Source organism: Halofilum ochraceum, from assembly GCF_001614315.2.
GTDB lineage: Bacteria > Pseudomonadota > Gammaproteobacteria > XJ16 > Halofilaceae > Halofilum > Halofilum ochraceum.
This window is the reverse complement of record NZ_LVEG02000001.1, coordinates 135,157-147,200: the sequence shown is the minus strand read 5'-3', so window position 1 is coordinate 147,200 and position 12,044 is coordinate 135,157. Positions and strand designations below refer to the sequence as shown.

The 12,044-nt window shown below is 66.0% G+C and carries 12 protein-coding genes; 6 read left to right on the top strand and 6 right to left on the bottom strand.

The genetic code is table 11. The annotated features are described in order from the left end of the window. Positions 1 to 77 precede the first annotated feature (77 nt). Complete coding sequence (locus tag A0W70_RS00710; protein WP_070987385.1) at positions 78 to 1,769, bottom strand: BCCT family transporter; 1,692 nt, start codon at positions 1,767 to 1,769, stop codon at positions 78 to 80. A gap of 177 nt (positions 1,770 to 1,946) precedes the next feature. Between A0W70_RS00710 and A0W70_RS16660 the strand changes: the two genes are divergently transcribed. Beyond that, positions 1,947 to 2,888 carry a LysR family transcriptional regulator gene (locus tag A0W70_RS16660; protein WP_070987383.1) on the top strand — a complete coding sequence of 314 codons (942 nt, stop codon included), beginning with the start codon at positions 1,947 to 1,949 and terminating at the stop codon, positions 2,886 to 2,888. A 119-nt stretch (positions 2,889 to 3,007) separates the two neighbouring features. Here the strand turns inward: A0W70_RS16660 and A0W70_RS00700 are convergent, their stop codons facing one another. After that, the gene (locus tag A0W70_RS00700) at positions 3,008 to 3,256 is read right to left on the bottom strand and encodes a hypothetical protein (protein WP_139150643.1); all 249 of its coding nucleotides are present in this window, start codon (positions 3,254 to 3,256) and stop codon (positions 3,008 to 3,010) included. A gap of 217 nt (positions 3,257 to 3,473) precedes the next feature. On the opposite strand from A0W70_RS00700, the gene A0W70_RS00695 reads away from it, so the two are divergent. Then, a complete protein-coding gene (locus tag A0W70_RS00695; protein ID WP_070987379.1) occupies positions 3,474 to 4,142 on the top strand; it encodes a cupin domain-containing protein in 669 nt (222 codons plus the stop codon). Next, positions 4,094 to 5,197 (top strand): flavin monoamine oxidase family protein, encoded by a 1,104-nt coding sequence (locus A0W70_RS00690; protein ID WP_217495350.1) that lies wholly within the window; start codon positions 4,094 to 4,096, stop codon positions 5,195 to 5,197. Before A0W70_RS00695 ends, A0W70_RS00690 begins: the two co-directional genes overlap by 49 nt. A 52-nt stretch (positions 5,198 to 5,249) precedes the next feature. Here A0W70_RS00690 and A0W70_RS00685 read toward each other — a convergent pair whose 3' ends face one another. Further along, positions 5,250 to 6,209 (bottom strand): GGDEF domain-containing protein, encoded by a 960-nt coding sequence (locus tag A0W70_RS00685; RefSeq protein ID WP_070987375.1) that lies wholly within the window; start codon positions 6,207 to 6,209, stop codon positions 5,250 to 5,252. A gap of 268 nt (positions 6,210 to 6,477) precedes the next feature. On the opposite strand from A0W70_RS00685, the gene A0W70_RS00680 reads away from it, so the two are divergent. After that, complete coding sequence (locus tag A0W70_RS00680) at positions 6,478 to 7,284, top strand: Mut7-C ubiquitin/RNAse domain-containing protein (protein WP_217495349.1); 807 nt, start codon at positions 6,478 to 6,480, stop codon at positions 7,282 to 7,284. A 20-nt stretch (positions 7,285 to 7,304) separates the two neighbouring features. Here the strand turns inward: A0W70_RS00680 and A0W70_RS00675 are convergent, their stop codons facing one another. Continuing rightward, on the bottom strand, positions 7,305 to 7,940 hold the full coding sequence (locus tag A0W70_RS00675; RefSeq protein WP_070987373.1) for a dioxygenase family protein: 636 nt from the start codon (positions 7,938 to 7,940) through the stop codon (positions 7,305 to 7,307). Between the two features lie 357 nt (positions 7,941 to 8,297). Continuing rightward, positions 8,298 to 9,374, bottom strand: a complete 1,077-nt coding sequence (locus A0W70_RS00670; RefSeq protein ID WP_070987371.1) for a CNNM domain-containing protein — start codon at positions 9,372 to 9,374, stop codon at positions 8,298 to 8,300. Between the two features lie 416 nt (positions 9,375 to 9,790). Here A0W70_RS00670 and A0W70_RS00665 point away from each other — a divergent pair, with 416 nt between their 5' ends. Together A0W70_RS00665 and A0W70_RS00660 are read left to right on the top strand one after the other, a co-directional pair. Further along, positions 9,791 to 10,258: a methylenetetrahydrofolate reductase C-terminal domain-containing protein gene (locus tag A0W70_RS00665; RefSeq protein ID WP_075109805.1), complete on the top strand. Its 468-nt coding sequence runs from the start codon at positions 9,791 to 9,793 to the stop codon at positions 10,256 to 10,258. Continuing rightward, the gene (locus A0W70_RS00660; protein ID WP_070987367.1) at positions 10,255 to 11,271 is read left to right on the top strand and encodes a methylenetetrahydrofolate reductase; all 1,017 of its coding nucleotides are present in this window, start codon (positions 10,255 to 10,257) and stop codon (positions 11,269 to 11,271) included. The genes A0W70_RS00665 and A0W70_RS00660 overlap by 4 nt, the downstream gene beginning before the upstream one ends. A 52-nt stretch (positions 11,272 to 11,323) precedes the next feature. Here A0W70_RS00660 and A0W70_RS00655 read toward each other — a convergent pair whose 3' ends face one another. Beyond that, positions 11,324 to 11,980, bottom strand: a complete 657-nt coding sequence (locus tag A0W70_RS00655; RefSeq protein WP_070987365.1) for a DUF4126 domain-containing protein — start codon at positions 11,978 to 11,980, stop codon at positions 11,324 to 11,326. Positions 11,981 to 12,044 lie beyond the last annotated feature (64 nt).

Genomic DNA, 12,044 nt, shown 5'->3' with positions numbered 1-12,044 from the left:
CGGCGTCTACCTTCCGATGCAGCAGGCGGGGACATGAACGGCCCGGGCAGCCATCGAGGCCACCCGGGCCGTTCAGATCAAGCCGCTTCCTCGGCATACTCGCGGCGCCGATCCGTTATGGGCTCACTCACGAGGCCCTTGACCAGCGCGTAGCAGGCAACCATCAGCACCAGCGTGAACGGCAGGCCGGTGGATACCGCGGCGCTCTGCAAAGCCTTCAGACCACCACCCAGAAGCAGGGCGATGGCGATGGCGCCCTCGATCACCGCCCAGAAGACGCGCTGCGCCTTGGGGGAATCGACCTTGCCGCCGGCCGTAATGGAGTCAATCACCAGCGACCCCGAGTCCGAGGAGGTCACGAAGAACACGATCACCAGCACGATACCGACCGTAGACGTGATGGTGGCCAACGGCAGCTCGCCGAGCATCACGAACAGCTGCAGTTCGAGAGCGGCCTCCTGGACGCCCTCGAAGCCTTTGTTGAGCACCTGGTCGATGGCGGTGCCCCCGAAGGCGGTGATCCACACGATGGCGACCAGGGTCGGTACCAGAAGGACGGCGATCAGGAACTCGCGCACGGTGCGACCACGGCTGACGCGGGCGATGAACATGCCGACGAACGGCGACCAGGAGATCCACCAGGCGAGGTAGAACGCCGTCCACCCCTCGGTGAAATTGGCATCTTCCCGTCCGAAGGGGTTCGACAGCGCCGGCAGGTGGACCACGTAGGCCGCCATACTTTCGAAGAATCCGGTGGCGATCAGCAGAGTCGGGCCTACGAAGATCAGGAACATCAACAGCAGGAAGGCGAGCACCATGTTCAGCTGCGACAGGCGCTGCACCCCCTTTTCCACGCCGAGTACGATCGAGACCAGCGCGATGGCGGTAATCCCCATGACCAGCAGAACCATGGTCGCGTCGGTATCCGGCACGCCGAACAGATAGCTCAAGCCCGCCGTGGCCTGGGACGCGCCCAGACCCAGTGAGGTCGCGAGACCGAACAGGGTCGCGAACACCGCGAGGATGTCGATGGCATGACCCGGCCAGCCCCAGATGCGCTCACCGAGCACCGGGTAGAAGATCGAGCGCATCGTCAGCGGCAGGCCCTTGTTGAAGGCAAAGATGGCCAGTGCCAGACCGACGATGGCGTAGCTCCCCCACGGATGCACCCCGTAGTGGAGGATGGTCGCGGCCATTCCGAGCTGCGTCGCGGCCTGCTCATTGCCAGCCGCGCCCCCCAGCGGCGCCCAGTCAGTGCGTACCCCGTCCTCCACGGTGGTTCCACTCATGGCGGTACCAAAGTGGGTCAGTGGCTCGGACACGCCGTAGAACATCAGGCCGATACCCATGCCCGCGGCGAACAGCATGGCGAACCATCCGCCGTAGCTGAACTCGGGACGGGCATGGGCTCCACCGATCCGAACCCTTCCGACCGGCGTAAAGATCAGCGCGACACTGACGAGCACGAACAGATTGCTGCCCAACAGGAACACCCAGCTCAGGTTGCCGGTCACGAAACTGAACACGGCATCAAAGACCGGTTTCACCTCGTTCTGCAGTGCCAGGGTCAGAATCACGAAGGTCAGGATCACGAGCGACGAAACACTGAAGACCTTGCGGTGCAGATCGACGTTTACACCCAGCTTGGTCGTCGCGATGTTGTCCTGGCCGATGACGTAATCCGTATTGATGACGTTCGCCGGCCCCTCGGGCGGAGGTACGCCTTCACTGGTAGCGGGCGTTTCCAGGACTGTCTCGTCGTTCGTCACGAAGGACCTCCTCTTTGCGGTCGGTGGCTGGAGAAGCGATGCGGATATCGCGTTCGGGTCGTATTCAGTCTGGCCCGATCGAGCGGTATTGCAGTACGCTCACGCTATTGCCGGACGCGGGCGGGCGAAACCGGCGCGCGCGAAAAGAGGGTTTCACGGAATGCGAAAGGTCGACCGGTGGAGCTGACCGACGAGCTGCGGGTGTTCGCGCGCCTCGCTCAGACGGGCAACCTCTCGCGCGCGGCGCGCGAGCTCGACCTGTCGGTAGCGAGCGTCAGTAAACGCCTGAACCGACTGGAGGCTCGCCTGGGCGTGCGCCTCTTTCACCGCTCCACCCAGGGCCTGACACTCACCGACGAAGGTGGTGCGGCCCTGGATCGCGCCCGGCTTCTGATCGACGACAGCGACGCCCTGATCGCCATGTTCGACGAGCGCGGCGGCAACGACTCTGGCACGCTGCGGGTCGCCGCACCGACGCGTTTCGGCGAGCGCTACGTCGCACCGGCCGTGGCGGAATTCGCCCACCAGTATCCGCGGGTGCGGGTAGAGCTCCACCTCACCGACCGCCAACAGGACCTGGTAGGCGAGGGACTGGATCTGGCGGTTCGCATCGGGCCGCTCACCGACTCCCGAAACGTCGCCAAGCCGCTGTTCGATAGCTGGCGCATCGTCGTCGCCGCGCCCGCCTACCTTGAGCGAAACGGTGTTCCGGCCACGCCCGATGCGCTCGGCAGCCACGACTGCCTGGTCCTCGAGGACAAGGACGTGTGGCACTTCCACGTTGGCGACACCGACCAGTCGGTGCGTGTTCCACCGAGGATTCGCTGCCGCCGCGGGGACGCGGTCAGCGCGCTGTGCCTTGCCGGCGCCGGTATCGCCCTGAAATCGGTCTGGGACGTCGTGGACGAGCTCCGCAGCGGTCAGCTTGTGCGGCTCCTGGCCGAGTACCCGGTAGTCGGGCCGGCCAACATCTCCGTGCTGATGCCCGAGCGCCGCTACGTGCCACCCCGAGTGCGCCGCTTCGTCGAAACATTGCGCGCGCACATCGGTGAGCCGCCACCCTGGGCGTTGGTCAGTGAGGAAGCGGCGGTCGGGCGGAACACCCCTCGCGGGGTCTGATCCGTGGTCTCTGCGTTCCGCTCCAGCAGCACGGCGGAGACCACCGGTCAGTTCCAGACTCGATCAGGTAGCCGGGCGGGAGTCGCAGGGTTGCCGCGCAGGCCGTGACCCGGGCCCTTCTAGCCGAAGTCACTGGCCAGTTTCAGACCAAAGGCGATCGCGGCGTCCTCGGGCGAGGCATCGTTGCGCCACATCCACTTCGCCATGTCGGTGAGATCGGCGCGATCGAAGCTGGCGAGGCGGATGCCGCTGTTCTCCAGGGCCGCTTGCGCTTCGCCGACGCTGCCGTAATCGTTCACTCCACAGCGTTGATCCTGCGCTGCCGCAGCATTCCTGGTGGTCCTGGCTTCAGCCATGGTTATCGTCATGGCTGTACCCCTTGATCGGTACAGTGGGACCAGTCTAGACGTGGCGGTGCGAGCCATGTCTGTGCGATGGCGGACAAACGACGGGGCGGATGCTTCGACCGGACAGCACCCTCGCAAATTAATTGCACACAATCTAATATGAGAGTCGTCCCTTGTCGCCAGCCAGTGCCACTGGCCTGAGCGCGGCGAGCACGGTATCAGATCAGGAGAGCACGCCATGAAAATCAACGCCGACTTTACCCGACCGGCCCTGATCCACTCGGAGCAGGAGCCCTGGGTCCCCTCGCCCATGCCGGGCGTCGATCGCCGGATGCTGGATCGGATCGGCGAGGAAGTCGCGCGAGCGACCTCGATCGTGCGCTACGCGCCGAACAGTTCGTTCTCGGCGCATACACACGGCGGCGGCGAGGAGTTCATCGTGCTGGACGGGGTGTTCGAGGACGAGACCGGTGCGTTCCCGGCCGGGACCTACGTACGCAACCCGCCGGGATCGAGCCACACGCCCGGATCGACCGAAGGGTGCACGATCTTCGTCAAGCTCTGGCAGTTCGCCCCGGACGACGGGCTGCAGTTCAGCAAGGACATGCACGCAGAGGCACAACCTGTGGGCGACGACCGCTCGGTCGCGGTGCTGCACGAGGATGCGCGCGAGCGGGTCACCTACACCGAGGCCGCACCCCATGCCGCGTTCGAGGTGAGCGATCGGGGCGGCATCGAGCTTCTGGTGCTCGACGGGACGCTCTCGGATGATACGCGCACGCTGCACTGCGGCTCCTGGCTGCGCCTGCCCGACGGGGTGCCCTTCGCCGGCGTCTGCGGGCCGGAAGGTGCGCGCGTGTGGATGAAGACCGGGCACCTGATCGACGCGGCGGCACCAACACCTTGAGCGCCCGGCCCCGATGCGCCGTCGCCATCGTCGGGGGCGGCCTGGCCGGTCTGGCGCTCGCCGACGAGTTGGAACGGGCGGGGATCGACTGGCACCTGTTCGAGGCGCGCGAACGCTGGGGCGGACGCATGCAGTCGCTTACCGTCGACGGGGCCGCCTTCGATCTCGGGCCGTCCTGGTTCTGGTCCATCCAGCCCCGCATGCGTGCGCTGGCCGAGCGTCTGGGCTGCCCGGTGTTCGAGCAGTACGCCATGGGCGATCTGCTCTACGAGGACGACCAGGCGACGGTCCACCGCGACCGGGGCTTCGCCTCGATGGCCGGTTCGCTGCGCGTGGACGGTGGCGTGAAATCGCTGACGGACGCGCTCGCCGCCGAGCTCCCGGCATCGCGGCTGCATCCGGCGACGCCGGTGCGCGGCGTTGACCGCGAGCGTGGCCTGCTGCTCGCCGATGGCCGCAACTGGCCCGCCGAGCACTTCGTGCTCGCCCTGCCACCCCGCATCGCTGCGAGCCTGACCTTCAATCCCGAGCTGTCGCCGGCGCAGACTCGCGGCTTGAAGGGGGTCCCCACCTGGATGGCCGGCCATGCCAAATTCGTGGCCGTGTACGCAACGCCATTCTGGCGCGACGAAGGCCTCTCCGGCGATGCGATGAGCCATTCCGGACCACTCGTCGAGATCCACGATGCTTCGCCCCTCTCGGGCCGCCCCGGCGCCCTTTTCGGGTTCTACGGTGTCCCCGCGGAAATACGGCGCGACCATCCGGAGGCGCTCGCGGAGGCCACGATGGCGCAGATCGAGCGCCTGTTCGGCCCGGCGGCGCGCGACACGCGCCACACGTGTCTGCAGGACTGGGCATTCGAGCCGGAAACCGCCTCACCGGACGACCGCGCCCCGCCCACCAGCCACCCCGAATATGGACCACTGCCCGCGTTCAGCTCGGCATGGGATGGACGGTTACTGCCAGGTGGTTCGGAGACGGCCCGTACATTCGGCGGGTATATGGAAGGTGCGCTGGAGCGCTCGGCGGAGTTGGCCGTCCATCTGTCCGGCTAGTTCACGGGATTGCAGCATCTTTTCGCCACAACCGCGGCGGCGCGTGACCCGATCAGGCCGGGAGGGTCCCGAATTCGACCGCATTCCGGGTCGAATGCTTGACCCGATACATGAGCGCATCGGCCTCGTGCATGCAGGTCTCGACGCTGTCGGGCACCGCGGTGCACGTCAACACCCCAATGCTGAACGTCACGCCGCTCTGCCCTTCCCGCATGTCCTCCAGTAACAGTTCGTGCAGCTGCGCCACGCGAGCCCGGAGCGAGTCGCCATCCGTTTCCGGCATCAGGATTGCGAACTCGTCCCCGCCGATCCGCGCCACCACGTCCATGTCACGCACAAAGCCGTCCAGCCGCTGCGCGATCGTGACCAGCACCTCGTCGCCGAACGCGTGACCGAAGGTGTCGTTGATCGGCTTGAAGTGATCAAGATCGATGTAGACCAGCGTAAGCGGGGCGGCCCCACGGTCCAGGCGGGCGAGTTCACGCTGCAGCGCGTCCTGGAAGGCCCGCAGGTTGCGTACGCCGGTCAGCGGATCGGTCCGGGCGCGCGCCTCCTCGAGGCGCAGCGACTCCTGCAGCCGCTCCCGCGTCTCGACGTGCTCGGATATGTCGCGCACCACCGCGACCATCACCCTGCCGAACGGGAGCCTGAGATGCGCGATCGTGGCCCCGGCCGGGAAACGGCTGCCATCACGGCGCACACCGTGGATGGTGCGACGTTCGCCCATGCGCCGGGTGACCGACGGCTCGGCGACGAACCCCGCCACCAGGCCGGCATGCTGCCCCCGGCTCTCCGGCGGCAGCAGGAGGTCGAGCGATTGACCGAGCACCTGGCCGGGGGCGTAGCCGAACATGGCCTGGGCCCCGCGGTTGAAGACAATGATCTGCTGGTCGTCGTTGATGGCCACGACGGCGTCACCGATCACATCGACGATCGCGGTCAGCAGCTGGTCGGCATGCGCACGATAGGCCGGCGCCACGAGCTCGGCGTAGTCGTTCTGCGATTCGGACATCGACGCGGGCTCCGCAACAAGACCCGCTGCGGCGTAGAATATCCTGTCTTGCGGCGCGGGCGGTCGTCAGCGCGGACGGTTGCTCCTGCGTACGCGCGGCACGCGATGCTACCAGAAGCGGGCGCTCTTCGAGCTCCGACATCGTTTTTCACAGGCGGGCGGAGCGGTCCGGGAGGTCGCGGGCTCGGGCGAGTGGCCGTGAGGTGGCTCGCGGGGTTCCGGGCCATTCCCATCCGGCCCGGCATGCTAGCATTCAGTAACGGTGTCGATGCCTCTGACCGAACCGCTGCGCAGCCGCCGCACACCATCCATGGCCGAAGCCCAGTTCCGATTCCACGACGCACTCAACGACTTCCTTGCGCCTGAACGGCAGGAGGTCGCATTCCCGCACCGTTTTGATCGGCGCGCCTCGATCAAGGACATGGTCGAGGCCCTGGGGGTACCGCATCCCGAAATCGGCAGGCTCGTGGTGAACGGTCTGCCGGTGGATTTCGGGTACATCGTACGCGACGGTGACCGCATCGAGGCCCACCCGATCACCGATAGCGCCAACATCCCGGGCGGAGCAGCGGATTCGCGGACACGGTTCGCGCTGGATGCCAACCTGGGCGCGCTCGCCCGCTATCTCCGCCTCTGCGGTTTCGACGCCCACTACCGCAACGACATCGACGATGGCGAGCTCGCGGCGCTGGCGACCACGGACGAACGCGTACTGCTCACCCGCGACCGCGATGTGCTCAAGCGGCGAATCGTGACGCACGGCTACTTCGTGCGCGCCGACGATCCGCGCGACCAGCTGCGCGAGGTCGTCCAGCGGTTCGATCTCGCGGGCGCCGCCCGACCGTTCACGCGCTGTTCGCGCTGCAACGCGGTTCTGGAAGACGTCGACAAGGCCGCCATCGCACACCGGCTGAAGCCGCTGACGCGGCGGTACTACGATACGTTCCGCCGGTGTACAGGGTGCGATCGCATCTACTGGCGCGGGACGCATGTGCAGGGTATCGAGGCCCTTGTCGGGTCCGTTCACTGCCACGACGACGCTGACGACGGGGAAACGGCGTGGGAGTCCACCTGAGCGCCGGTTCCGCGACCCCGTCAGCCCCCCGGGTCGATGACGATATCGAACCGGGCCCGGCGTTCGGCCTCCGTATCGAGTGCGGGCTCGAACGCGACGGCAAGACGCTCACGTCGTTCGCCCGCGCTTCGGTAGATCCGGTCATCGGCATTCAGCGGATGGCCAGCGATGTACATCTGCGTAACCAACTCGGGTAACCCCGGGGCGACGATCCGGAAATGGATGTGCGGCGTGCGCCCCGGATAGGGCACGGGTTTGATGGTCCGGAAACGGTACTGCCCGTCGGTGTCGGTGGTGAATGTGCCGAATCCCTGGAAGTTGGGATCACGGCCCCGCTTCGACGCCGACGGGTGGTGGTAGCGTCCGTTGGCGTCGCACTGCCAGATCTCCACGGTCGCATCATCGACCGGCTGACCGGCGCGGTCCAGGACGCGTCCCGTGAGGTCGGTGATGACGCCGGCGGCGCGTGCCGAGCGCCCGTCCACGCGTACGAGATCGTTGTCCGAATCCAGCGGCGGCTTCGGCGGGTAGAACGGGCCGCGGGTCTGGCGCGGGGTGGGCATCAGCGCGGCGAGTCCCGGCGTCGCACCGAGCGCGAACGCACCGGCGCCGCCCAGCAACAGCCTGCGTCGAGCACGATCGGTTGGTTCTCTCATAGCCTGTCCTCCGGACTTGCGACGGCCGCTGGTGTCGAATGTGGACGAAATCGAGCAAGACGCCTTGCTGCACCCGAGTCGAAAAAGGGTCTGTCCCGCCTTCTCGCGATACAGCGTCATTCCGCCTGGATTACATGCCCGGCTGTAAGGTCTGACATCGCTCCCTCTGCAGAATTCCGGGTCAGATTCTTAATACCCGGCAACCCGGCAGAAGTCCCCTCTCCCCTATCCCGCTACGGATTTCCCGAACTGCCGGGGACACCCGAGGGGCCGGATATCCCTCGTCCCCCGCAAATCCGGGGAATCCCGAGCCGGCCCGCGAAGGTTCTCGCACAAGGGATGATGAGCGGGCGTGGGTCACGACTCTTCACTGGGCCTGCGGTGCTCACCGATCCCGAACAGTCGTCCGAAACGTCGCCGTCCGCGCCGCCGAGCCGCTCGGCGCAGGTCGATCTCCGCGTCGCCTTCATCCACGATCTGCCAGCCGAGCACGTTCTCCATGAGGTCCTCCAGGGTGAGAATCCCCTGGGTGCTGCCGTACTCATCAACGACGAGCAGCATGTGGCAGCGGGTCGACACCGCCTGCTCCAGTGCACGAAGCGCGGACAACCCTTCGGGCAATGCGCGCAGGTCACGGCGGTACTCGGCCAGCGTTTTCTCACCGTTGTTGCGGCCATACGCGAGAAGCAGATCGTTGCGCAGCACGAAACCGGTGATCTGCTCGGAGTCGCCGGAATAGACCGGTATGCGGGAGTACCGATCACGGTCGTGTTTGTGGAAGTAGGTCGCTACACGCATGTCGTCCGGCAGCGAGAAGATGACCGTGCGCGGCGTCATCAATTCGCGAATACAGAGATCCCGGAGCCCCACCATGTTCCGCACCACCCCGATTTCGTGTTCCGAGAGATGGCCGTCCTGGGCAGCACCCTCCGCCAGTGCGGCGAATTCACCACGGCTGATCCCGGCGCGCGGCTGTCCACCGGTGAGCCAGCGGGTGAGCGCTTCGGACAGCCGGACGAACGGCGCGAGCAGGATGATCAAACCGCTCACGCCGACGGCCATTGCAGGGGCGAGCCGGCGCCAGTGATGCGCACCAAGGGTCTTCGGGATGATCTCCGAGAATACGAGGATGAGCAGGGTCAGAACGGCGGAGAAGACACCCACGGCGGCGCTCCCGAATACCACTGCCGCCTGGGCGCCGGCTCCCGCCGCCCCCATGGTGTGCGCGATGGTGTTCAGGGTGAGGATCGCCGCCAGCGGCCGATCGATATCCCGAACGAGGCGCCTGAGCATGCGGCCCGCCCTTCGGCCGCTCTCCTCGAGCAGGCGAATGTAGCCGTCCGAGACACTCAGCAGCACCGCCTCGGCGATCGAACAGAAGAACGACACGCCCAACGCCAGCAGGACGTAAAAGACCAGCAGGAAAGTTTCCACGATTTCCTCGCTTCAACAGGCTTCTGCAATTGCCCGCGGAGATAGCCGCTCTGCAGGATGGTCCAGCGGTTGGTCCTGCCCCGAAGCCAGGATCTTCCGGGAACGATCGCGGACCGGCTGCACGGCCGTCCCGGCTTACCGCCATCATTACGCATGATAATCCCTGATGAGGCAGAAGATGGATATGATCGATAATGACCACCCGGGAGCCCCTTTATCACAACGTCGGGGAGCGGGCAGAACGGCTGCATTGACGCGGCCTACCTGACGGCCGATACTCTCAGGTAGTTTTTAGACCGATTGATATATTCTCGGCGGTGAGCCAGAGGCAGCGGAGCGAGACGGCCCTGCGAGGCCTGCATCGCCGACTGGCGGCGCCCGACGCAAGAGCCCGGCGACGATCTGGAGGTAAGGCGATGTATGCAGTGCGCCGGTGGTCCGTACGCCACGCCCGCGGCATGGAGACCCTGTACAACGGTTTCGAGCGGGTACTGCTGCTGCTTGAACCGATGATTCGCCGGATCGGCTATGAGCGTCTGGAGAAGCCGGTCGCCTGGATCGAGCGGCAGACCAAGGGCTTTTTGTTCGATTGCCAGATGTGCGGCCAGTGCGCGCTTTCGAAGACCGGTATGTCCTGTCCGATGAATTGCCCCAAGCAGCTGCGCAACGGGCCCTGTGGCGGGGTTCGGGCGAACGGCCACTGTGAGGTCATCCCGGAGATGAAGTGTGTCTGGGTCGAGGCCTGGGAAGGTTCGCGGCGGATGAGAAACGGGGCCGAGATCCACAAGGTCGACGTACCGGTGGACCGTACGCTGGAGGGCAGATCCTCCTGGCTGCGCGTGATCTGGCTGAAGTCGGAGGGCAAGGAGGAGGACGCGGCATGAAATTCGACGACGAGCCCGTCCCGGGATTCCAACTGCCGAGGTTACCGGGTCATTCCTCCCCGGGTCGCCTCGAACGGGTTTTACGCGCCGGCGGTTTCGCCGTGACCACGGAGATCGCACCACCCGACTCCGCGGATCCCGACGATGTCTATCAGCGTGCACGAATTTTCGACGGTTACGTCGACGCGATCAATTCAACCGACGGCTCCGGCGCCAATTGTCACATGTCTTCGGTGGGCGTCTGCTCGCTGCTCACGCGCGCGGGCTACGCCACGATCATGCAGGTCTCCTGCCGCGACAAGAACCGGATCGCGATGCAGGGAGACATCCTCGGCGGTGCCGCAATGGGCGTGTCGAACGTGCTCTGCCTGACGGGCGACGGTGTCCAGGCGGGCGACCAGCCCGAAGCCAAACCCGTGTTCGACTACGACTGCATGACGCTGCTCGAAAACGTTCGCATGATGCGTGACGAGGGTCAGCTCCGCAGCGGGCGTAAGCTGAATGCGACGCCGAAGCTGTTCATGGGAGCGGCGGCGAATCCCTTCGTGCCACCGCAGGCGTTCCGGGTCGAGCGCCTGGCGAAGAAAATCGCCGCCGGTGCCCAGTTCGTGCAGACGCAATACTGCTTCGACATCGAGATGCTCAAGGACTTCATGCAGCGCGTGCGCGATGCCGGACTCCATGAGGAAGTCTTTATCCTGGTCGGCGTGGGACCGTTGGCCTCGGCGAATGCCGCGCGCTGGATTCGCACGCACGTGCCCGGAATCCATATCCCCGACGCGATCGTCGACCGTCTCGCCCGGGCAGAGGACCCGAAACGCGAAGGACGCAGGATCTGCATCGAGACGATCCAGCAGATCCGCGAGATCGAGGGCGTACACGGCGTGCACGTGATGGCATACCGCCAGGAGAAAGCGGTGGCCGAGATCATCGACGCCTCCGGGGCCCTGGACGGTCGCATCCCGTGGCATCCGAACCGCGATACCGAGGGCCCGCTGCAGCGGGCCGTTTGAAATAAGAAGCGTCCATACGCCGCACGCGCTATGTGCGTGCCAGCGGTCCCATTCACGGCCCGTCATGGGGCAACCGCCCCACTCCGGCATCGCCGCTCCGCGAGTGGCGACCGAGTAAGCGGCCGACACGCTGCCCAAGTGCGCGGAGCCCCCGCAGGATCTTCGGCAGCAACCAGATCATGACCGCGATGAAGAGGGCCAGCAGGACCAGAAACACAAGGGGGGAATACAGGGCGAGCCACAATCCGCCAATGACCGCCACATCCTCGGCAATGGAGGCGGTCCAGTTGGAAAATGGCTCGGGAGAGGTGTTGATCAGTGCGCGGCCTCCGGCTTTCACGGAATGGCTGCCGGCCGCCATGCCACCGCCTACAATTGCGGCCGCCAGTTCCGCCGCCGGCGCGACGTCACCAACCGCCGCCGCTGCCAGCAGTGCGCCCGCCGGGAGGCGAACGAAGGTGTGAATGGCGTCCCACCCGGTATCGACACCGGGAGTCTTGTCCGCCACGAACTCGACCATGTACATGAGCGCCGCGGCGGCAATGACAAGCGGATCGGCGAGGATCTCGAGACCGGCCGGCAGCGTCGCGTACCCGAGGCGCTGCATCAGCCCGAGCGTGAGCATCGCGGCATAGAGATTGATCCCGCTGGCCCAGCCGACCCCGAGGGTGATCGCGATAGCGGCGGTGACGGCTTCGAAGGTCTCCATGGGGCGGTTCCCGCGGTGGCGTCGATAATCGATTATAACGCCCTGGGGGCCAATCGCCGGCAAT

What these genes read in the sequence shown, in the direction of transcription:
- A0W70_RS00700 (WP_139150643.1), bottom strand. Translation starts at nt 3,256, where the DNA reads ATGACGATAACCATGGCTGAAGCCAGGACCACCAGGAATGCTGCGGCA.
- A0W70_RS00695 (WP_070987379.1), top strand. Translation starts at nt 3,474, where the DNA reads ATGAAAATCAACGCCGACTTTACCCGACCGGCCCTGATCCACTCGGAG.
- A0W70_RS00685 (WP_070987375.1), bottom strand. Translation starts at nt 6,209, where the DNA reads ATGTCCGAATCGCAGAACGACTACGCCGAGCTCGTGGCGCCGGCCTAT.
- A0W70_RS00680 (WP_217495349.1), top strand. Translation starts at nt 6,478, where the DNA reads ATGCCTCTGACCGAACCGCTGCGCAGCCGCCGCACACCATCCATGGCC.
- A0W70_RS00675 (WP_070987373.1), bottom strand. Translation starts at nt 7,940, where the DNA reads ATGAGAGAACCAACCGATCGTGCTCGACGCAGGCTGTTGCTGGGCGGC.
- A0W70_RS00665 (WP_075109805.1), top strand. Translation starts at nt 9,791, where the DNA reads ATGTATGCAGTGCGCCGGTGGTCCGTACGCCACGCCCGCGGCATGGAG.
- A0W70_RS00660 (WP_070987367.1), top strand. Translation starts at nt 10,255, where the DNA reads ATGAAATTCGACGACGAGCCCGTCCCGGGATTCCAACTGCCGAGGTTA.
- A0W70_RS00655 (WP_070987365.1), bottom strand. Translation starts at nt 11,980, where the DNA reads ATGGAGACCTTCGAAGCCGTCACCGCCGCTATCGCGATCACCCTCGGG.